This is a genomic window from Sinomicrobium oceani, assembly GCF_900119185.1.
In the GTDB taxonomy this organism is placed as follows: domain Bacteria; phylum Bacteroidota; class Bacteroidia; order Flavobacteriales; family Flavobacteriaceae; genus Sinomicrobium; species Sinomicrobium oceani.
In genome coordinates, this window is sequence record NZ_FPJE01000011.1 from 25,342 (window position 1) to 46,385 (window position 21,044).

Below are 21,044 nucleotides of genomic sequence, written 5' to 3' on the forward strand. Positions count from 1 at the left end.
TAATGAAGCGACCAATGGCTAAAATACACAAACTTCGTAGATTTCACCTATAAACCCTGCCACCGCACCTCTTAAAAACATCATAAATTTCCGGTACGCTCATCCCCGGGTTATTCGGGTCTTACCTCCTATCTTTGCACACGGCTTTTTAAAGTAACGACAACCAATCGGTATATGACCAATTTTATCCTTATTGCCGTATGTATACTCTCCGGTATCCTGGTAAAGCATTACAAGGCATTACCACAGGACAGTTTTAAATCGGTGAACGCCTGGCTTATCAATATTGCTCTCCCTGCGGTAGCCCTCAAATATCTGCCGCAAATGGAATGGTCGGAAGAATTATTGCTTCCGCTCTTTATGCCTATGGTCGTATGGGGTGGTTCCTATGGCTGCATTTATATTTTCAACACGATATATCCGATGCATAAAGAAACCAGGGCCGTATTGTTACTTACTTCAGGGCTCGGAAATTCCTCTTTTATCGGCTTTCCGCTCACCCAGGCTTATTTCGGGGATGAAGGACTTCCGATCGCGGTTTTCTATGATCAGTCTACCTTTATCCTGATCGCTACCGCTGCCATTTTTACTGCGGTAAAGGCTTCCAACGGCGGAGCGTTTCATCCGGTGGCTACCCTTCGGAAAGTATTTTCCTTTCCGCCTTTCATCGCTTTTATACTGGCCCTGGTACTGCCGCATTTTGTATCGCTGGACCCGGCACTGCCGGTACTCGATGCCCTGGCCGTAACCCTTGTACCTCTGGCGCTGTTTTCGGTAGGTATGCAACTCCCGCTGAAAGACTGGAAAACCGACCGGGGACTGATGGCTTTTGCACTCTCCTATAAACTTCTGATCGCCCCTTTATTACTGTTCGGGATATGCCTGCTTTTTTCATTTCGCGGGCTTACGGCGCAGGTCAGCGTTTTCGAGGCTTCCATGGCACCAATGGTTACGGGAGCCATCATTGCTATAGACCACAACCTGAACCCTCCCCTGGCCAACAAAATTCTCGGAATCGGGATCCTGGTTTCTTTCCTTACCACTTTTCTGTGGTCGCTTGTACTGCCGGCTATAGCCTGATCACTGTATGTCCCGGAAAACAAATTTGTGAAGGGTAAAGGTATCAGCTCCGGGTCTTATATTGATCAGGTTAACACCATCGGGGACAGGATAACATTGAAGCAGGGTGTTTTTTCGGACCCCGGACCGAAACGAAGAAAAATCCGGGCTATACAACGAAGCATACACCACAAAACGGTCAAATACGATATGATCGTACCCGGCATCCGAAGAACCGAACCGGGCGTAGAAACCGGCATACCTGTTCCGGTTTACCTGTAAACGGTAATTTTTGAAATTCCTGGAGTTTATGATACTGCCATCCCTTTTATCCGTGATATAAAAGTTACAGTACGACTTTCCCCGGGTGGAAAAAGCCGAAATACCTATAAAATACGGAGTAATATCTATGGTCAGATGCCTGTTGGCACTGTTGGCATAACCGAAATCAATCCCCTCAATCGGCTTGTACTGTTGCCATAACTGCTTACCGGAATCATCGTACTTACCGATCAGAAAACCGGAATCACCACTTTCGGGACGTACACCCGCATAGCAATAATAAGCCTGTTCCACTGCATCATAAACCACCGCTCCTTTGGCGTGTTCGGTCGGTATCCTGTGATCAGAAAATCGTCCGTCATGCCCGTTACCACCAGCCGGAGGATAGGCCGAAAAAGAATGCGGATTGAGACGGAGCACAGCAAATTTTTCCCGGTCCGGATGTTCCACTTCCATAACCAGTTTTACATCATGCCTCATCTGGCCCCGATAATCGAAAGTCATACAACGATATGCCCTTGACGTATCTCCGGAAAATTCAGGAAAAGCTAAAACAAAATCCTCCTCAGACACATGAAGCAAAGCCGGCTGTACGCCCTTATAATTCAACGGGACACTGTAGTTCTCTGTTCCGGACAGGCTCTCTATATATACGGACATCTTTTTGTTTTCTTCAAGAAGGTACACAAAATAGCTGTCGTTCGAAAACCATAATTTATTGGCATTTCGGTGCGAACGGATACGAAAACGGCTTGTATTTTCAGTACCATCATCATTCTTACCGGAAAACAGGCAAAGCGTATCCCGGTATATACGATATATATTTTTGTCTCTCATCATTCCGCCGTATTGAAACAGGAAATTCTCCCAGGTTTGTGACCCGGTTAGTAGATCATCCCCACCAATCCTTTCCTTGCTGCGAAAGCTATACAAATTCCGGAAATCGGCATCCAGTACCGTAAGCCGGGTTTTATCGGCCCCCTTACCATTTTCGAGGATAAATAGATTCCCTGTTTCCGTAACGTCGTAGTCACTGATGCTATTACCTGCGCCGATAGTAAATTCCGTTGTTTTCTGTTGGGCCTGCAAGCAGAGGGCAAGCAGACAAAAAACCGGGATAAAAATGTGTTTCATGGTCAATTAGGAAATTTAAAAATGAAGGTTTGTGTATCTTTTTCCCCGCTACAGCATATCTGAAGCTGTATTTTATCAGGAGGCATGAAAAATACGCAGCTATCCCTGTAATTCCGGACCAACAAGTATAGAACAAGTTCTAACAGTACGTAGAATTTATTCTACACCTCGCCCGCAGCAGAATCGGAAGACGGCATGTATTGCCCTGAACAATCAGATCGGCCATATTACGGAAGATCACATACATTTTACTTTAAGTTAATACACAGGACAACTTGTTTCTTTTCTTTTGTAAAAACCTTAATAGCCGGCCGCTATACTATGCGCCGGACCTACAACAGGAGTAAATACGATAGCTATGATAAAATTACTTTTAACCCTCGGCGGGTTGGGCCTGTGCTTTACACTTTCGGGCCAGGTGAAGGGATATGTTTTTGAGGATAATAACCGTAACGGCAAAAAAGAACGTTCCGAAGCCGGAGTAGCCGGTGTTTCGGTGACCAACGGTGTCGATGTCGTGCAGACCGATGCCCGGGGGTATTACGAACTGCCCGAAAACGACGACCAGATTATTGCCGTCATAAAACCATCGGGCTATGCCTTACCGGTTAATGCCGATAATCTGCCTCAGTTCTATTATATCCATAAACCCGGTGGTTCCCCGAAACTCAAATACAAAGGGGTATCGCCCACGGGAAAACTTCGTAAAAACACAAACTTCTCCTTATATCGCTCCGAAGAACCGGATACGTTCACTGCCCTGGTATTCGGCGATCCGCAGGCATACACCAAAGAAGAGATACATTATTTTTACCGGGGAATAGTCGCCGAAGTGGAAGGTATCAGCGATATTCCGTTCGGAATAAGCCTCGGAGATCTGGTCGGAGACGATCTGGACCTGTTCGGGCCTTACACCGATGCCATTCGGAAAATAGGAATTCCGTGGTATAACGTTATGGGAAATCACGATATGAATTACGATGCCGGTGAAGACCGCTATTCCGACGAAACTTACGAATCCCGCTTCGGACCTAATAACTATGCTTTCAATTACGGAAAAGTTCACTTTATCATCCTCGACGATATTCTCTACCCCGATCCGAGAGATGGTAAAGGGTATTGGGGCGGGTTCCGTAAAGATCAACTGGATTTTGTAGAAAATGACCTGAAATACGTTCCTGAAGATCATCTTATTGTACTGGCCTTTCACATTCCGCTCAGCGAACCGGACGGTGATGCTTTCCGGGACAAAGACCGTCAACGGCTTTTCGATCTGCTCAGCAACTATCCCAATACCCTGTCGTTATCAGCTCATACCCATTTGCAGAAACAGGATGTCTTTACCCGGGCGGAAGGATGGAAAGGACCCCGACCCCATCACAGCTATAATGTAGGGACTACGTCGGGCGACTGGTATTCGGGGAAGCTCAACGACCAAGGTATTCCGGTATCTACCATGCGCGATGGCACCCCGAAAGGTTATGCTTTTATCCGTTTTGACGGAAACCGCTACGCTGTAGATTACAAAGTTGCGGGAGCGCCGGCCACTTACCAGATGAATATCTTTTCGCCGGAAGTCGTTGCCAGGGGACGCCGTACCCCGGCCGGTATTTATGTCAACTTTTTTATGGGAAGTGCGGATGATGTGGTTGAATACCGTATAGATAACGGTTCATGGAAATCCATGAAACAGGTAGAAGAACCGGATCCTTCCTATGTCAGGGATGTTTTGGAATGGGACACCACGCCTTCCCTTTTCCCGGGAAGACGTTCTTCCAACCCTGTGATCAGCACACACCTGTGGCGCGGTACCATTCCCACAGATCTTGAAGCGGGTAAACACACCATAACGGTCAGGGCCACTGACCGCTACGGCAAAGTCCATTCGGCGACAAGCCATTATACGCTGGCCGATCCGGTAGACTAAGACTTGAATTACTCCATGTAGTCGTATATTACAGTTACCTACCCGGAAAACAGGAAAAACACCTCCCTGTTTCCGGGTTTCTGTCTGCCTTTATGAGCCGTTTTCAAGAAACTCCCGTTCCATTTTTTGGTTTGCAGCTTTCCAGAACACATACAATGCTCTGGCTTGTCCGTAAGCCTGCTTATTTTCATCTCGGAGCTGAAGTTCCAGTGCTTTGACCGGCATAGGCGGGCTTATCCTCACCTGGGCAAACCTGGACGCCATCTTGTGTACCACATTGGCCAGGGCATCATAGTCCCGATCATCCAAAGCCTGTTTAAAGACCACCAGTTCCTTTTTATTTTCCCCGATCATCAATTCCACAATCTCCTGCAATGCCTCTTCATCATCTCCGGTATAAGCTTTGAGATCGGTAAGATCGTAAATGCCCTTCCCTTCCTCATCCCCTTTTTCGGAAACGTTTTCGAGTCCGAGCAGATCGGATATGGTTTTTAATACATTGGTCTTCCGCAACGGCTTAAAAAGTATCCTGTCAAAACTCTCCATCCTCGAAGCATCTTCCGGGGTGAGCATCACATTGGCCGTAGCTATGATCGTATTTCGCAGTACAATACCTTCTTTTTCGAGTTCCTTTTTGAGCGCATAACCGGAAAGGCCCGGCATTTTCATGTCAAAGATAACCAGATCGTACGATTCGGTTCGCAAATGCACCAGCGCTGCTTTCGGATCGTTTATGGCCTTAAAATCTGCTCCGTAAGGCACTACGAGTTTCTCATATAGCCGGGTAATCAGCGGATCGTCATCTACGGCCAGGATACGTACACCCTGAAGACCGTTGGCAGGCATCCGGAATTCTCCTTCGTGTTCCTCCTCTTTTCTTTCTCCTTTTGCAAAGGTGAACCCCACGGTAAACTTACTTCCTTCCTGCTCTTTGCTTTCCAATTTCAGTTTTCCTCCCATCTCTTTTACTACTCTTTTTACGATTCCAAGCCCCAGTCCCGTACCTTTAATTTTGTTTTTATGGGTTCCGGCCTGCTGGTAGTCCTTGAATATCGTTTTTTGTTCTTCTTCACTGATCCCTATTCCGGAATCCTCAATACTAATCCTTACATCCAGTTTCTCCTTATCTTTTTCGTGTTCCCGGGTTTCCAGTTCCACCCTGATAAATCCTTCTTCTGTATATTTCAAAGCGTTGTGAGCCAGGTTGTAAATAATCTGTTGAATACGGTACTCATCGGAAATAATATATACCGGCTCCGAAGGCAATATAAATATGGGTTGTATGCCCCGGTTGATGATCAGCGGTTCAAAATTGCTTCTGATCTTTTCCATGACCACCAGCAGGTCGAAATTTTCCTCCTTAATCTCGATGATCCCTGCTTTGATCTTGGCCATATCCAGGATCTCATTGGTCATCTGGTAAAGATAATTGGATGCCGACTGCAGGGCCTGTACATTCTCGTCCTTCTGATCGAGCATATCGGCATAACCGATAATGGAGGTCAGTGGTGTTCGCAGTTCATGACTCATCGTAGACAGAAAACGTTGCTTTTCTTCGGCCTCCCGTAATGCCCTGCGCTCACTTTGCTCCAGTTTTTTATGATAAAAGATCGACTTGTTTACATCCCTGAAGATAACAAAGGTGGCAACCAATCCCAGTATCAGAAAAATCAGGATGATAATCCCTGTTTCGTATATATACTTCCTGGAATCGCTCGAAAAATCATCGATATACCGGTTAAATTCGCTGAGCTCCTCAAAAAGGATCTCGTTGAGAATACCCTCTATATAATTATTGATCTCCGCATTCTTCTGAAAGATCTGTTTTTCTCTGTTCTCGATATTCTCCAGAATATCGCTTCGCCGTTGCTGTATCTTCTCGAAAATCGAGATGATTTTCATCTCCGGGGCTTCTTCCGGTTGCCCCGGGGTGAGTAAGGTGTCTACCGAAGTAGAGACGATCGTATCGCGATTTCGTTTACGGCGCTGTAGCTCTTTGGGATAGGTTGTCTTTTCAGCAGCAGATTCGTCTTTGCCCGTCCTTCCGAACAACCTCCGGAAAAAGTTTCCCTTATCGTCCTTATCTATTTTTTCCTGGTCTATGATCCGCCCGCCATTTGAAACTACAGGGTTTTCATAGATCTCGGAGGTTATCTGTTTAATGATGGTTACCGAATCCCGCGCACTGAGATTGAGTCGCGACAACTCTTCTTTCAGCACATTTTCCAGGTCATTGACAAAACGTTCCTGGCTTTTCTGCTTGATATCTTCCAAAACCAGGTATTCGGACTGGATCTCCCGCAACAATCTCGGAATCGTATCGAGCTGACTGTATTCCGATAGAATATCGGAGTTTTTCAGCTCCTGTTCTATCGAATCCAGGTTTACTTCTATAGAAGCTATGATCGAATCTACCTTCCGCGACGAGAATTTGATAGAATCTATCAGGTACAGATTGTTGAGCTTGTTGAGGTCCAAAGCTATTTTTTTCAGGTGATTGGACCTCTTCTGCGGGTTGATACTTTTTTCCACCCGATTGCTCAGCGACTGTAAACTTATATAAAAATAAAACCCTATGCTCGCAATAGCTACGGCGCTAAGTGCAAACATCAGTAAGGTTTTACCTTTTACATGCAGCATCGGATCCTTATTTTAGTTTTTCCAGGAGTACCAGAAGTTCATTGGGTTTTATGGGTTTTTGTACAAAATCAAGTACACCCAGTTCCCGCGCCCTGCTGACCATATCGTCCTCCTTGAAACGACTCATCAATAGGGTCTTCGCATTTTTGTTCGGTCCGTCCTTGATACCTTCCAGTACCGACAATCCGTCCTGGTCGGGCAGTTTGTAGTCGGTAATGATAAAGTCAAACTGCTCCGCAGCCAGTATTTCCCTGGCCTGTGCAGCAGACTGCGCATCTTTGGTTAGGATCTGATTGTTGTTGAGATATTTTGTCAGCAAGCGACAAAATACGACATCATCTTCTATAACTAATACTTTTAAGCTCATATCTTAAATATTATCAAATTTTTCAATAGCATGCTGATCAATGGCATAGGTAGCCATGGCGCTCTGTATGAATCCCTGGATCAGTTCATCGATTCCGAGTCCTAAATTACCAAAATTACGGATATCATATAACATGAGGCGCTCATCGTCGTAAGACCATCCTTCGGTCTGTTTTACGGAGAGGTTGGTACCGTACAGATCCCACGAACTCGCTCCTTCGGGCAGAGGTTTGTTCAGAGGCAACCGTGCTCTCCTGGAATAGATCGCCAGGGGTCTTAATCCTTCTTCCGTGTAGTGCATCATCAATCTGAGATCGAAAGCATAGCTCCTGTTTTTCTTATCCGGGATCGTTCCTACGTGATACCATGCCTTTTCCTTATCACTGCCTTTGATATAATTGCTGTATATCAATTGCTGGATCAGGTACTTCTCGGGCTGATAAGCCTTCAGGGTTTCATATACCGTTTCCATTTCTTCCTGTGATGTAACGGTGTACACGCCCTGACCGGCATTACTGTCCGGCACTTTGATCACCATACTCCTTCCGAGCTTCTCGAAATAGTGGAAGAGATCCTTATGTTCTACCTCAAGATACGTATGAGGGGTATGGATCTCCAACCCGGAGGCCCGGAACTTATCATTAAATTTCTGATAGGCCATGTAGGCTTCTGTTTTGTTACGTCCCCCTGCCAGGCAGGCTTCTATGGGGTTTAACAACAAGGTCCTGGATTTGAGGGGTATTCTGTTCCAGGGTTCCTGTGTAACATAACGAAAAGCAGCACGGATTGGTATCCATTCCTCGTTTTCGGATTTTACATACAACTTGTTATCTACGAATTTGGCAGGCGGATCGGGATCGTCTTTCAAAAATTTGGCCAAGTACACGTCCTCCCCGAAAGCATCGGCAAGTGTGGAGGCATAACCGATATTTTCCATCGGGTTTTTATCGTAGATCACAGCCAGTCCCCCGGTCTCGTTGTGCTTTTCCACCTGGGGCTTAAAGGTAAGCTCCAGAAGTTTTTTATATCCTCCCTTTTCAATGTTCAGATCCAGTAAAGGCATGGATTTTTGTCCTGACGGACACGAATTGGTTTCGATAATCGTCAGTTTACGCATGCCGGCCTGGTTGGTAATATGCATCATGTCCGTCCCCGACCATTGGAAATATTTGGGCTTATAAGCCAGCACTTCACGGAGCTTCTCTTCATCCGCTCCCGGATGCAATCGGGAAAATCTGGAAATAAACTGGTCTGTGGTCAGGTGTAAAAAATGACTTACCAAAGGGTGAATATTAGAGTTCAGTACCCTCGGATACCAATGCTCGGAGGGTTCGAAATCTCCGGGCTCCACCAAATGTACATTATCTGCAATACTTAGTTTCATGTGTATATTTTATTTTTTTCTTAGAATAACTTGAATGTTCGTACCCGCGGGGCAATAACTTTTTTCATATCTTATTTAAATACCATGTATGGTTTCCAGGATAAAGTCCCAATGTTTGTAAAGCATCAGCACGCCACTGACTACCATAGTGGTAATGACAATTTTCCTGAAAAAAAGTTCGGAGATCATACCGAGGAGCTTCTTCCCGTAAAAATTACCTATGATAGCGGTGAACCCCAGAATAAGACCATACTTGAGGACATCACCGGTCAGGTATCCGAAATACGCATAACTCGCCAGCTTGGAAATATGAAGTACGACAGCGTTTGCAGACCGGGTACCGATAAGCTCCTCTTTGGTCATACCATAATTCATATAAGCCGAATTCATCAGGGGTCCCACCCCCCCTATAAGACCGGACAGAAATGAGATGGTAAACCCTATGGGAACAAAATGCCAGGTTTTTATACGCTTTACTTTAACGTCTTCCGGCTTCTGGAAAAACTGGAAAACGGTAAATACAAGGAATATCCCGATAATAATCTGTATCCAGTCGGAAGACAGCGATGCAAACAGCCGCGCTCCCAGAACTGACCCTACAATGGTGGAAGGAAGCAACCATTTGAACAGGTTCCAGTCTATCTCCTTGAAAAATAAAAACACCCTGGAACTGCTGCTCATTGCTATACCCAACGTCATAATCGGTGCGACGGACTTGGCTCCGGCAACAAAAATGATCAAAGGCATCAAAAGTAAACTGGCTCCTCCGCCACTTAACGTACTTAAAACAAAAATCAAAAAACCCAAAACTACCAGAAGGCTTATCTTAATCATAATCAAAACTTAGCTTCGGAAACAGGCTTACCGTTCCCTTTTAAATTAAATATATCTGTTTTTTTCGGAATGGGGCAATTGATAAAGCGTTTAGCATTAAGGACCCTCAGCCATAAAACCTGAGCTGAAGCTGAAACCCGACAAAAAACCGATCCACAGACAAAGGATTTCCCAAAACCGGAATATCATTCCGGAATTTCTCCTTCGAAAGGTTTTCGGATACCGGATATAAAAATGCTTTTCTTCTCATTACGTTTTTTTATACTGTCGTTTACAGAACAAATACTGTGACAAAAACACCACAACATTTAAATTTCTAAAAAAACCATGATAATCAACATTTTAACACAACAAAGTCTGCTTCCCACACCCTGTCTTGTTGTATAAAACATACATACATTTGTATAAAAGTTTCTCATACCCCGGCTTTACGGATATCCATAGAACCCGTCTCTGTTTCCGGCCCGTATACGGGTATAAAAAAACAGGGAGACCTGAGCCTCCCTGTTATACGATATCCGGAAATGCAAAGATTACAATCCTTTCTCGTTCGATAGCGAGTACGGAAAGTCCTTTTCGTCCGTGCCCCTTGTTTTTTCGGGGGTATCTCCCATGTCAAAATCGATAACACCACCCTTCATGAGCTCCTTATGGCTCAGGTAGTTTTTGGTATGGGTTTTTCCGTTAACCCGCATTTTACGGATATAACGGTTCGTATCCGAGTTGTCAGGAGCATTCAGGATCAGCTCGTTCCCGTTTTCCAGCCGAAGTGTTGCTTTTTTAAACAACGGAGCCCCGATGACATACTGGTCCGTAGCCGGAGCCACAGGATAAAAGCCCAGGGCAGAAAACACGTACCATGCCGATGTTTGCCCGTTATCCTCATCGCCGCAATAGCCATCCGGGGTCGGCCAGTACATCCTGTTCATCGTTTCACGTACCCAGTATTGTGTTTTCCAGGGCTCGCCCGCATAATTATACAGGTAGATCATATGCTGTATAGGCTGGTTACCATGTGCGTATTGCCCCATATCGGCTACCTGCATCTCGCGCATTTCATGGATAATGCCTCCCCCTTTTCTCGGGGTGATGGTCGATGGCGAAGTAAATACGGTGTCGAGCTGCTTTATAAAAGCTTCTCTACCTCCCATGAGGTCTGCCAATCCTTGTATATCATGAAATACGGACCAGGTGTAGTGCATACTGTTCCCTTCAGTAAAATCCCTGCCCCATTCGATGGGATCGAACTCTTTTACAAACGCACCGTTACGGAGTTTTCCACGCATAAATTTGGTTTCGGGATCATAAACTTTTTTATAGTTCAGGCTTCGTTCTTTATAGCGCTTTATTTCTTTTTTAGGACGCTTGAGTGCCTTGGCCAGTTGGTATATCGCAAAATCATCGTAGGCGTATTCCAGTGTTCTCGACACATTCTGGCGGATATCCACATCGGCAGGAACATAGCCGAGATCATTGTAATATTCCACTCCGGCACGCCCCACTGCAGTCATCGGCCCTTCATTATTAGCCCCGTGAATGAGCGCTTCATACAGCGTTTCGATGTCATACGAATAACTGTCCTTATTTTTCAGGTAGGCTTCGGAAACCACAGAAGCGGAATTATTACCGATCATGATATTACGCAATCCGGGGCTCGCCCATTCCGGTAACCATCCGCTCTCTTCATAGGCATGGAGGAGTCCCTCCTGCATTTTTTCGTTGAGTTCCGGGTACATGAGGTTCAGAAAAGGAAAAAGAGCCCTGAAGGTATCCCAGAATCCCGTATCGGTAAACATGTATCCCGGGCGTACTTCTCCGTTGTACGGGCTGTAATGCACAACCTTACCGTCTTTGTCGTATTCGTAAAACGATCTCGGAAAAAGCAGACTGCGGTACAGACAGGAATAAAAAGTCCGGTACTGATCGGTCGTTCCTCCTTCGAGAGCTATTCTACCCAATTCCTTGTTCCAGGTATCCCGCCCTTTTTGCCGGAGACCTTCGAAATCCAGCGAAGCCGTCTCTTCCAGGTTTCTCTCGGCCTGTTCGAAACTTATAAATGACGAGGCTACACGGGCATTGATCTGTTCTCCCGCAGCTGTTTTAAACGCTATTACGGCGCCGGCATGGTCTGCCTCCGATTCCAGCTTATCCGTAAGCAGGGAATCGCTGAAGGTCTTCCCCGATTCGAAGGCTTTATCAAATTCTATGACAAAGTAATTTTTAAAATTTTCCGGTACGCCCCCGCTGTTTCTTGTAGTGTATCCGATCACCTTGCGTTCTTCCGGAATGACCTTTACATAAGACCCCCGATCGAAAGCATCTATTACGATATATGAATCGTTCTCCGGGAACGTAAAGCGAAACCTTGCGGCACGTTCCGTCGGGGTAATTTCCGTGGTCACATCATGATCTGCCAGGTACACCCGGTAATAATACGGTGTAGCCTGCTCTGCCTTGTGAGAGAACCAGCTTTGCCGTTCCTCTTCCTTAAAACGAAGTTTTCCGGTGACCGGCATGAGCGAGAACTGACCGTAATCGTTCATCCAGGGAGAAGGCTGATGTGTCTGTTTAAATCCCCGTATCTTCCTGGCATTATAGGTATAGGTCCAGCCATTCCCGTTCTCCCCGGTTTGCGGAGTCCAGAAATTCATACCCCAGGGCATGGCTATAGCCGGATATACGTTTCCGCTGGAAAGCGAATAATCAGAATCTGTTCCCATCAACGGGTTAACATAGTCTACCGGTTCATCTGAGGCCGGAACGGTTTGTCCGTTCAGGGTACAGCACAACAGGATCAAAAGATAAAAATAGTGTTGCTTTTTTAGTCTTTGCACGATAAATAGTTATTAGAGTTTAATAATTTACAGCACGGTGTCCGAAGCTCCTTTTGTAATCGGTACGAATGAGCTCCGAAAAGCGTATTCTTACGCATCAAAACCGATCGGTTTTCATCGGAATCTGCGTTTATTTTTTTAGCCTTCCAAGTTAGTAAAACGTTTTAGCAAGGCCTAAATACTTATCTTAAAATTTTTGGGGTATTTACAGACAGTTCCGGAAAGCAGGTAAATAACAGATTTCGACATGGCTCAAAGTACGGAGCATACTGTCGGGGAAATCTTTGATGTGTGTAGCGTGTAAAAACATAAAAACCCGGCGAGATCCGAAGACCTGCCAGGTTTTTATTCTTCTATTATGAACAAAAAAATTATTTGCTTTCTTTATCCATTTTCTCTTTAAGCTCTGCAAGAGCATCAAGGTCACCAAGTGTAGTTTTCTCTACGTTAGTGTTGTTTGCAGACTTCATGTTTTTCTCTTCCTGTTCTTTGAAGATAGCGGTATGAGAAGCAACAACTCTTTTGAATTCTTTGTTGAACTCAATAACTTTGAATTCAGCTGTTTCTCCTTTTTTCAGTTTTTTACCATCTTCTTTTTCCAGGTGACGTGAAGGAACAAAAGCAACGATATCTTCATTGAGGTTGATAGTCGCACCTTTGTCTACGATCTCACTTACTTCTGTAGTGTGAACAGTACCTACACCAAACTCGCTCTCATACTTATCCCACGGGTTTTCCGTAGTTTGTTTGTGACCGAGGCTCAGTTTACGTCCGTCTACGTCCAGTTCCAGCACTTCCACTTCGAGTTTATCTCCTACGGAAACGAACTCGGACGGGTGCTTGATCTTCTTGGTCCAGGAAAGGTCTGAGATATAGATAAGACCGTCGATACCTTCTTCCAGTTCTACGAATACACCGAAGTTTGTAAAGTTACGTACAATACCTTCGTGCTTGGAACCTACAGGGTATTTGCTGGTAATATCGGTCCATGGGTCCGGAGTAAGTTGCTTGATACCGAGCGACATTTTGCGCTCTTCTCTGTCGAGTGTAAGTACTACAGCTTCTACTTCGTCACCTACGGAAACGAAATCCTGAGCGGAACGCAAGTGTGTAGACCAGGACATTTCGGAAACGTGGATAAGTCCCTCAACGCCTTCGGCTACTTCGATAAAGGCACCGTAATCTGCAATAACAACGACTTTACCTTTTACCTTGTCTCCTACTTTGATCTCGTCGCTAAGCGCTTCCCAAGGATGTTTCTGAAGTTGTTTCAGACCCAACTGGATTCTCGATTTGTTATCATCAAAGTCAAGAATTACCACGTTAAGTTTCTGATCCAGTTCTACAACCTCGCTCGGGTGGTTGATCCTGCTCCAGGAAAGATCGGTAATGTGGATAAGACCGTCAACACCTCCAAGGTCGATAAACACACCGTAAGAAGTAATGTTTTTAACAACTCCTTCCAGTACCTGACCTTTTTCAAGCTGCCCGATGATCTCTTTTTTCTGTTCTTCGATATCGGCTTCGATAAGTGCTTTGTGCGAAACTACGACGTTCTTGAATTCGTGGTTGATCTTTACCACTTTGAACTCCATAGTTTTGCTTACGTACTGATCGTAATCGCGGATAGGTTTTACATCGATCTGTGATCCTGGTAAGAACGCTTCGATACCGAATACATCTACGATCATACCACCTTTGGTTCTGCATTTTACAAAACCGTTTACGATCTCGCCATTATCATAAGCCGCATTAACCCTATCCCAGGCTTTAATCGTACGGGCCTTTCTGTGCGAAAGTACCAGTTGTCCGGTTCTGTCTTCGCGAACGTCGATAAGTACCTCTACTTTATCTCCAACTTTAAGATTGGGATTGTAACGGAATTCGTTCAGAGAAACCACTCCTTCGGACTTAGCGTTGATGTCGATAATAGCTTCCCTGTCTGTAAGGTGTACTACTTCTCCTTCTACTACTTCCTCATCGGCAGTATCTACGAAGTTCTCTTCTACGAGCTTTTCAAACTCCTTAAGCTTGTCATCTTCAACTTTTTCAATACCTTCTTCGTAGTTGTGCCAGTCGAAGTTCGCTAAAAATTCTTCAGGATTTTTTACATCCTGTTCTGTCTTTGTTTGAGTGTCAGCCATTGCTGATTTAAAATTTGTATCCCGAACCCATACCGGAAATAAAGCAATAGGAATTCAGAAGCATTAATAATTAGTTTGTTACACCTTTTCCTCCGGATTTTGCTAAAAAGGAGTGCAAAAGTACAATTATATTTTTGATTTTCAAAAACTTGTGCAGGGTTAATTTATTCAAAAAGTATCCTGCACCCCCACCTGTGCCGAAAAATCCTGACAAACCGGCAAAATATTGTGTTTTAGAAGCCGGCAGCACTTCCCGCTCCTGACATTTTTAATACCTTTACGCCCGAAGAAAACGTAAAACGACATCCCATGCTGCAACCCATTTCCTGCAACGGTTACGATATATTTTTTAATGAAGACGGTTATACCCGGCTCCGGGAATACCTCGAAGAAAAAAACCATTCCAAAGTTTTTATCCTTACGGACGAAAACACGCATCAACACTGCCTTTCGCATTTTATGGCCAATATGCCTGCCGATTTTACCGCCGAGGTCATTGAGATTGAGGCCGGTGAGATCCATAAAAACATAGAGACCTGCAGCCAGGTATGGCAGGTTCTTTCCGAAATGGGCGCCGACCGGAAAAGCGTACTGATCAACGTAGGCGGCGGTGTGGTAACGGATCTGGGCGGCTTTGTGGCTTCTACCTTTATGCGCGGTATAGATTTTGTAAACATCCCCACTTCACTTCTCGCCATGGTCGACGCTTCCGTAGGCGGTAAAACGGGTGTGGATCTGGGGGCATTAAAAAACCAGGTGGGCGTTATCAATGTCCCCGACATCCTTATCGTAGATACGGACATGCTGCGTACACTCCCTCCCGAACAAATGCGGAGCGGGCTGGCCGAAATGCTGAAACACGGTCTGATCTACGACGAGAATTACTGGAATGCCTTTCTCGACCTCTCTGCTTTTCAACTCGATGACCTGGACACTCTTATCCGGGATTCCATAATCATTAAAAACAAGATCGTTATGCAGGACCCGCGCGAAGCCGGACTGCGCAAAACCCTCAATTTCGGGCATACACTGGGGCATGCTATAGAATCGTATTTTCTGCAAAACCCGGATAAACCAACCCTGCTCCATGGAGAAGCCATTGCCATAGGTATGATCCTGGAAACTTTTCTCTCGGCGGAACTCGAAGGCTTTCCCCACGAAAAACTGGAACAGGTTACTTCGGTCATCCTCTCCTATTTCCGGAAAGTAGAAATCGAAACGGAAGATCTGGAACACATCATAGCGTATCTGAAATACGACAAGAAGAATTCCCACGGCAATATCAATTTTGTATTGCTCAAAGACATCGGATCACCTGTTATAGACGTCAGAACCGACAACGAAAAGATCCTCCGCTCCTTTGCGTATTACAAAATTCAGGACATATAGCTTCTAATCTATTTTTTCGTAGCGGTACAAACAGGCTTCTATACACATCGTAGGGCTTAAAGGAGAAAGCACAAGATCGCTACCTTCGAAATAAAATCTCATAAGATGTGGTTCGGTATCAAAATCACATTGAAAATCCAGCCGGAGGGAATCTCCCTGAACAGCGTATCTTCCTTCCTGGCAATCCGTACCGTTTGATACGAATGTACTATCTGCCCGGAATTCATAGATATCACCGTCTTTTACGGAAGTCCAGCGGATAGTATCATCTCCAGGACTGATATATTGCCTGGTCATTTTCCATCTTCCCGTTACCGAGCCGTCCTGGGTACTGTCGGTATCTTCCCCGCACCCCAATACCGACACGAGGAGAAATACAGCTAAAACAGTTTTCATCGTTGTTTTGGATTGTTTAAACATCATTTTGCTTTTTGAAGTTTTCATTTATATGAAAGATGTACTATCCGCTTAAGCGTTGCGTATATCCTTCCCGCAAAAGTCCTTTTCAAGTGTATTCCGGACGTTTTTAAACCCGGAGAATTTCATGTTATTTTTAGCGCCAAAACCTTTACGAAAACGTTTGAAATACATAATTTTGCCCCGAACACTAAAATGATACCCTCCCTCGAAAAGGGAGGTCCTACACTAAACACAGAACTAATGAGTTTTACAAAAACTTACGAAAAGGAACTTGCTTTTCAGGCCGATCGCAGAAAAGCTTCTGTCGAATTCAGCAAAATCGTCAGTGATCTTTGGTACGATAAGGCTATCGAACTCGTGCTTTTCCGCAATCAACTGATAGACCGGAGCGTCAGCGAAATCATTAATCTCCACGAATATGCGGGAGAATTTGTACAAAAACCGATATCCATTTTCGATACGGTCGAAATAGCACAGGCCATTAAACAAATGACCCTTCCTCCGGCCAAGCTCGATATCGGCAAGCTCACCTACGAATTTCACCTCGAAGACGACAAATACACCAATGCCACCGCATTTATCTACGACAAACTCGGAGATGCCCATCAGAGCCGGGAGATACAACCCAAAGATGTGGTCCTGTACGGTTTTGGGCGGATAGGCCGTCTCCTGGCCCGTGAGTTGATGGCCAAAACCGGGAAAGGCAACCAGTTGCGTCTCCGGGCCATTGTCACCCGCGGCAATTCCGATGCCGAAATCCTCGAAAAAAGGGCTTCACTACTCCGTAACGACTCTGTTCACGGTGATTTTCCGGGAACCGTTTCTGCCGACGCCGAGAACCAGGCATTGCTGATCAATGGCACGACCGTTCATATGATCTCCGCAAATGCCCCCGAAGATATCGACTACACGGCTTATGGCATTAAAGATGCGCTGATCCTGGACAATACCGGGGCGTTCCGCGACAAAGAACAACTCAGCCGCCATCTCCGATCGAAAGGGGCAAGCCATGTATTACTCACCGCCCCCGGAAAAGAAATTCCCAATATCGTACACGGGGTTAATCACAAAGCCTACGATCCGGACAGCGAACAACTGTTTTCTGCGGCTTCGTGTACGACCAATGCCATCACCCCCATTCTCAAGGTCATAGAAGATACGCTGGGTATCGTAAAAGGACATCTCGAGACCATACATGCCTATACCAACGATCAGAACCTGGTCGATAATATGCATAGCAAATACCGTCGCGGACGGGCGGCTGCGCTCAATATGGTTATCACCGAAACCGGTGCCGGACGCGCTGTAGCCAAAGCGCTGCCCGCACTCGAAGGAAAACTGACATCCAATGCCATCCGGGTGCCCGTACCCAACGGTTCGCTCGTCGTGCTCAACCTCGAGGTAGAAAAAACCACATCCAGGGAGGCCATCAATACCCTTATGAAAAAATACGCCCTCGAAGGAGATCTGGTAGAACAGATCAAATACGCTCTCAGCAACGAACTGGTTTCCTCCGACATTGTCGGCTCTTCCGCTCCTTCTATCTACGACAGTAACGCCACTATCGTTTCTGCAGACGGCAAAAACATCGTGCTGTATATCTGGTACGACAACGAATATGGCTACAGTCACCAGGTGATAAGGCTGGCCAAATACATCGCCAAAGTCAGAAGGTACACCTACTATTAGACGCCGTATAATTTTATTCCCGAAACGGAATATTTCTCCCTACCCTTGCTTCGCAATACGACACGAAACGAAGCAAGGGTAGATTATTGTTTTTCAATTTCTTATAAACACATAATATTCTATATATTTGCGGCCTCGCTCTTCCCGCTGAGGCTTTACTTTTTCATCCCCGGGCCACAATAAGTAAATAATCTGAGCGTTACGAAGCATAAACAACTATATTAAATATCAAGTACAGTCAGAAATGAAAATGAAAAATGTGTATTTCACGTGTGTTACATTCATCCTTATTCAACTTTTTACCGGCAGCATACACGCACAACAATCCGCAGAAGAGGAGAATCCCGAAAACAAACTATCACTAACCGAGGGAAACATCGACAACCAGTTCGAATTTGTTATACAACGCTCCAATAACTACCAGGAATACAAAGTCGTAAAAAAGAACTGGCTTTATACACTCAAAAAAAATACGCTCGACTCTATGGCAAGGGTAGACAAAGAATTGTCCGAAGCCATTAACCTCACGAAAAGCCAGAATACGGAGATCGAAGCGCTCAAAGGTGAATTGCAGGAAAGCAAGGACCACGTATCTACACTCAGTAACGAACGGGACAGTATCTCTTTCTTCGGAGCACTTATCGACAAATCTACGTATAAGGCTACCATGTGGGGCATTGTGGGATTGCTCGCCGTGGTACTCTTCTTTTTCGTATACAAATTCAAAAACAGTAACGCAGTTACCCAGAGTGCGAAAAAAGCCCTTTCCGACCTCGAACAGGAATATGAAGATCATCGTAAAAAATCTCTTGAACGCGAGCAGAAAGTGAGAAGACAACTCCAGGATGAGATCAACAAACAAAAGATCTCCAAAGCCAAATAGCCCGGAAAAACCGGTTGCAGCACAAAAAATAACTAAAGGTTCGGCCCCGGTATACAACTATTGGAGCCGAACCTTTAACTTTGCAGTCAAAATTTAGCGAAAACATGCGTATCGACATTATAACCGTACTCCCCGAACTCCTAAAAAGCCCTTTTGAAGCATCTATTCTCAAAAGAGCGATCGACAAGGGCCTGGTGGAAGTACACACCCACAACCTCAGAGATTATACCACGGACAACTACAAAACCGTAGACGACTACCAGTTCGGCGGAGGAGCCGGTATGGTTATGATGATTGAGCCTATAGATAAATGTATTTCGCAACTCCGGTCGGAAAGAGATTATGAAGAGATCATCTACATGACACCGGACGGGGCGACATTAAACCAGAGAACAGCCAATCAATTGTCCCTGAAGGAAAACATCATCATCCTTTGCGGACATTACAAAGGGGTGGACCAAAGGGTACGGGATCAGTTTATAACCCGAGAAATATCTATAGGCGACTATGTCCTTTCGGGGGGAGAACTCGGGGCTGCGGTACTCTGCGATACCATCATCAGGCTCATCCCCGGTGTACTGAACGATGAAACTTCGGCGCTGACCGACTCGTTCCAGGACAACCTCCTCGCCCCTCCCGTATACACCAGGCCGGCAGAATACAAAGGCTGGAAAGTTCCGGAAATACTGCTCAGCGGCAATTTCCCGAAAATTGAAAAATGGCGGGAAGAACAGGCTTATATGCGAACCAAAGAACGGCGGCCCGATCTGTTGGACGACTAAAATCCGGCAGCCCGGAAAGCCAAAAGTTCAGGCGCCTTAAGACATCGTAATTTCATGGACGTATCGTTATCGGTGGGGCATGATCTTTAATCCCCATGTAAACCCGATCCCGAAAATCCAATAACTCCCCGACGAAACGATTAAACAACCAAAAAAACCTTAACTTTGAGGCACGCTTACAAGCAGTGTACACTATGAAAAGAAGGGATTTTATACAACAGACAGCCGCATCATCGGCGCTTTTATCACTCGGGGGATTATCGTTATCTTCCTGTGACACGGCATCTTCCGGAAAACACATTACCATCCTCCATACCAACGATGTGCACAGCCATATCGACGTATTTCCTCAAGACGACCCCCGTAATCCCGGTCAGGGCGGAATAGCCAGAAGAGCTACCCTGGTTGAACATATACGCCGTGAAAACCCGAATACCCTGCTCCTCGATGCCGGAGATATTTTCCAGGGGACCCCGTATTTCAATTACTACGGAGGGGAACTGGAATTTAAGCTGATGAGTATGCTGCGTTACGACGCCGCAACCCTCGGAAATCATGATTTTGACAATGGTATAGACGGACTTTACGCCCAGTTACCCCATGCCAAATTTGATTTCCTCACTGCCAATTACGATTTTTCCAATACGATTATGGATACCCATACCAAGCCCTATAAAGTCTTTGTCAAAGATGGGGTAAAGATCGGTGTATTCGGTTTGGGAATACGGCTCAAAGGGCTGGTCAACGATAATTTGTACAAAGAAACCAGGTATCTCGATCCCATCGAGATTGCACAGGATGTATCTGCCACACTTCGCAAAGAAGAAGGCTGCCATATCGTGATCTGTCTTTCGCATATCGGGTACAAATACAAAAATCCGGATACCGTCTGCGATATCAAACTCGCCGAAAACACGGAGAATATCGATCTCATCATAGGCGGACATACGCATACCTTCATGGATAAACCTGCCATACATCGCAACCGCAAAGGCGAAGAAATTATGGTAAACCAGGTGGGGTGTTTCGGAATCAACCTGGGTCGTATCGATTTTACACTGGACCATACCAATAAAATCCGCAACGGGCAGGGAAGGACGATTACGGTATAGCGCATGACTGTGTGCACGTCGGTTAAGCATGTATAAACCGGATTTCCGTATGGCACCTGTTTCTTTTACCGGGAAAAATTTCTATTATACACTACCGAGTCCGGCAAAATTTAATCTTTCGGTACGATTTCCGGTAAATCCTCTTTTTTTGCTATCTTTGATATA

At 45.4% G+C, this 21,044-nt stretch carries 16 protein-coding genes; 7 read left to right on the forward strand and 9 right to left on the reverse strand.

The window, feature by feature from the left end:
- Positions 1-174: 174 nt before the first annotated feature.
- Positions 175-1,080 (forward strand): AEC family transporter, encoded by a 906-nt coding sequence (locus BT112_RS10860; protein ID WP_072317407.1) that lies wholly within the window; start codon positions 175-177, stop codon positions 1,078-1,080.
- Here the strand turns inward: BT112_RS10860 and BT112_RS10865 are convergent, their stop codons facing one another.
- Entirely contained in the window at positions 1,081-2,475 is a 1,395-nt protein-coding gene (locus BT112_RS10865) for a hypothetical protein (RefSeq protein ID WP_139276132.1), read from the reverse strand.
- Positions 2,476-2,833: 358 nt separating this feature from the next.
- Here BT112_RS10865 and BT112_RS10870 point away from each other — a divergent pair, with 358 nt between their 5' ends.
- A complete protein-coding gene (locus tag BT112_RS10870) occupies positions 2,834-4,402 on the forward strand; it encodes a calcineurin-like phosphoesterase C-terminal domain-containing protein (protein WP_072317409.1) in 1,569 nt (522 codons plus the stop codon).
- Between the two features lie 90 nt (positions 4,403-4,492).
- Here BT112_RS10870 and BT112_RS10875 read toward each other — a convergent pair whose 3' ends face one another.
- The 7 genes from BT112_RS10875 to rpsA all read right to left on the reverse strand — a co-directional run bounded on the left by BT112_RS10875 (position 4,493) and on the right by rpsA (position 14,604).
- Entirely contained in the window at positions 4,493-7,042 is a 2,550-nt protein-coding gene (locus BT112_RS10875; protein ID WP_072317410.1) for a hybrid sensor histidine kinase/response regulator, read from the reverse strand.
- 7 nt (positions 7,043-7,049) lie between these two features.
- Positions 7,050-7,409 (reverse strand): response regulator, encoded by a 360-nt coding sequence (locus BT112_RS10880; protein ID WP_072317411.1) that lies wholly within the window; start codon positions 7,407-7,409, stop codon positions 7,050-7,052.
- A gap of 3 nt (positions 7,410-7,412) precedes the next feature.
- On the reverse strand, positions 7,413-8,792 hold the full coding sequence (locus tag BT112_RS10885) for an ATP-grasp domain-containing protein (protein WP_072317412.1): 1,380 nt from the start codon (positions 8,790-8,792) through the stop codon (positions 7,413-7,415).
- A gap of 75 nt (positions 8,793-8,867) precedes the next feature.
- Positions 8,868-9,626 (reverse strand): sulfite exporter TauE/SafE family protein, encoded by a 759-nt coding sequence (locus tag BT112_RS10890; protein WP_072317536.1) that lies wholly within the window; start codon positions 9,624-9,626, stop codon positions 8,868-8,870.
- A gap of 106 nt (positions 9,627-9,732) precedes the next feature.
- Positions 9,733-9,876, reverse strand: coding sequence for a hypothetical protein (locus tag BT112_RS21855; RefSeq protein ID WP_175545783.1), 144 nt, complete (start codon positions 9,874-9,876; stop codon positions 9,733-9,735).
- Positions 9,877-10,159: 283 nt separating this feature from the next.
- Positions 10,160-12,460 (reverse strand): GH92 family glycosyl hydrolase, encoded by a 2,301-nt coding sequence (locus tag BT112_RS10895; protein ID WP_072317413.1) that lies wholly within the window; start codon positions 12,458-12,460, stop codon positions 10,160-10,162.
- A gap of 371 nt (positions 12,461-12,831) precedes the next feature.
- Complete coding sequence (gene rpsA / locus BT112_RS10900; protein WP_072317414.1) at positions 12,832-14,604, reverse strand: 30S ribosomal protein S1; 1,773 nt, start codon at positions 14,602-14,604, stop codon at positions 12,832-12,834.
- A 309-nt stretch (positions 14,605-14,913) separates the two neighbouring features.
- Here rpsA and aroB point away from each other — a divergent pair, with 309 nt between their 5' ends.
- On the forward strand, positions 14,914-15,993 hold the full coding sequence (gene aroB / locus BT112_RS10910) for a 3-dehydroquinate synthase (RefSeq protein WP_072317416.1): 1,080 nt from the start codon (positions 14,914-14,916) through the stop codon (positions 15,991-15,993).
- 3 nt (positions 15,994-15,996) lie between these two features.
- Here aroB and BT112_RS10915 read toward each other — a convergent pair whose 3' ends face one another.
- Complete coding sequence (locus BT112_RS10915) at positions 15,997-16,389, reverse strand: lipocalin family protein (protein WP_139276134.1); 393 nt, start codon at positions 16,387-16,389, stop codon at positions 15,997-15,999.
- 264 nt (positions 16,390-16,653) lie between these two features.
- Between BT112_RS10915 and BT112_RS10920 the strand changes: the two genes are divergently transcribed.
- From BT112_RS10920 to BT112_RS10935, 4 genes are all read left to right on the forward strand, one after another.
- Complete coding sequence (locus BT112_RS10920) at positions 16,654-18,102, forward strand: glyceraldehyde-3-phosphate dehydrogenase (protein ID WP_072317537.1); 1,449 nt, start codon at positions 16,654-16,656, stop codon at positions 18,100-18,102.
- Positions 18,103-18,352: 250 nt separating this feature from the next.
- Positions 18,353-18,985, forward strand: a complete 633-nt coding sequence (locus BT112_RS10925) for a tRNA (guanine-N1)-methyltransferase (protein ID WP_072317538.1) — start codon at positions 18,353-18,355, stop codon at positions 18,983-18,985.
- Positions 18,986-19,089: 104 nt separating this feature from the next.
- On the forward strand, positions 19,090-19,767 hold the full coding sequence (gene trmD / locus BT112_RS10930) for a tRNA (guanosine(37)-N1)-methyltransferase TrmD (RefSeq protein ID WP_072317418.1): 678 nt from the start codon (positions 19,090-19,092) through the stop codon (positions 19,765-19,767).
- A gap of 194 nt (positions 19,768-19,961) precedes the next feature.
- On the forward strand, positions 19,962-20,879 hold the full coding sequence (locus BT112_RS10935) for a bifunctional metallophosphatase/5'-nucleotidase (RefSeq protein ID WP_072317419.1): 918 nt from the start codon (positions 19,962-19,964) through the stop codon (positions 20,877-20,879).
- The last annotated feature ends 165 nt before the right edge of the window (positions 20,880-21,044 follow it).

Bases quoted from the DNA above. Each gene is read 5' to 3' on its own strand.
- BT112_RS10860 (WP_072317407.1), top strand. From the start codon at position 175: ATGACCAATTTTATCCTTATTGCCGTATGTATACTCTCCGGTATCCTG.
- BT112_RS10865 (WP_139276132.1), bottom strand. From the start codon at position 2,475: ATGAAACACATTTTTATCCCGGTTTTTTGTCTGCTTGCCCTCTGCTTG.
- BT112_RS10870 (WP_072317409.1), top strand. From the start codon at position 2,834: ATGATAAAATTACTTTTAACCCTCGGCGGGTTGGGCCTGTGCTTTACA.
- BT112_RS10875 (WP_072317410.1), bottom strand. From the start codon at position 7,042: ATGCTGCATGTAAAAGGTAAAACCTTACTGATGTTTGCACTTAGCGCC.
- BT112_RS10880 (WP_072317411.1), bottom strand. From the start codon at position 7,409: ATGAGCTTAAAAGTATTAGTTATAGAAGATGATGTCGTATTTTGTCGC.
- BT112_RS10885 (WP_072317412.1), bottom strand. From the start codon at position 8,792: ATGAAACTAAGTATTGCAGATAATGTACATTTGGTGGAGCCCGGAGAT.
- BT112_RS10890 (WP_072317536.1), bottom strand. From the start codon at position 9,626: ATGATTAAGATAAGCCTTCTGGTAGTTTTGGGTTTTTTGATTTTTGTT.
- BT112_RS21855 (WP_175545783.1), bottom strand. From the start codon at position 9,876: ATGAGAAGAAAAGCATTTTTATATCCGGTATCCGAAAACCTTTCGAAG.
- rpsA (WP_072317414.1), bottom strand. From the start codon at position 14,604: ATGGCTGACACTCAAACAAAGACAGAACAGGATGTAAAAAATCCTGAA.
- aroB (WP_072317416.1), top strand. From the start codon at position 14,914: ATGCTGCAACCCATTTCCTGCAACGGTTACGATATATTTTTTAATGAA.
- BT112_RS10915 (WP_139276134.1), bottom strand. From the start codon at position 16,389: ATGAAAACTGTTTTAGCTGTATTTCTCCTCGTGTCGGTATTGGGGTGC.
- BT112_RS10920 (WP_072317537.1), top strand. From the start codon at position 16,654: ATGAGTTTTACAAAAACTTACGAAAAGGAACTTGCTTTTCAGGCCGAT.
- BT112_RS10925 (WP_072317538.1), top strand. From the start codon at position 18,353: ATGAAAAATGTGTATTTCACGTGTGTTACATTCATCCTTATTCAACTT.
- trmD (WP_072317418.1), top strand. From the start codon at position 19,090: ATGCGTATCGACATTATAACCGTACTCCCCGAACTCCTAAAAAGCCCT.
- BT112_RS10935 (WP_072317419.1), top strand. From the start codon at position 19,962: ATGAAAAGAAGGGATTTTATACAACAGACAGCCGCATCATCGGCGCTT.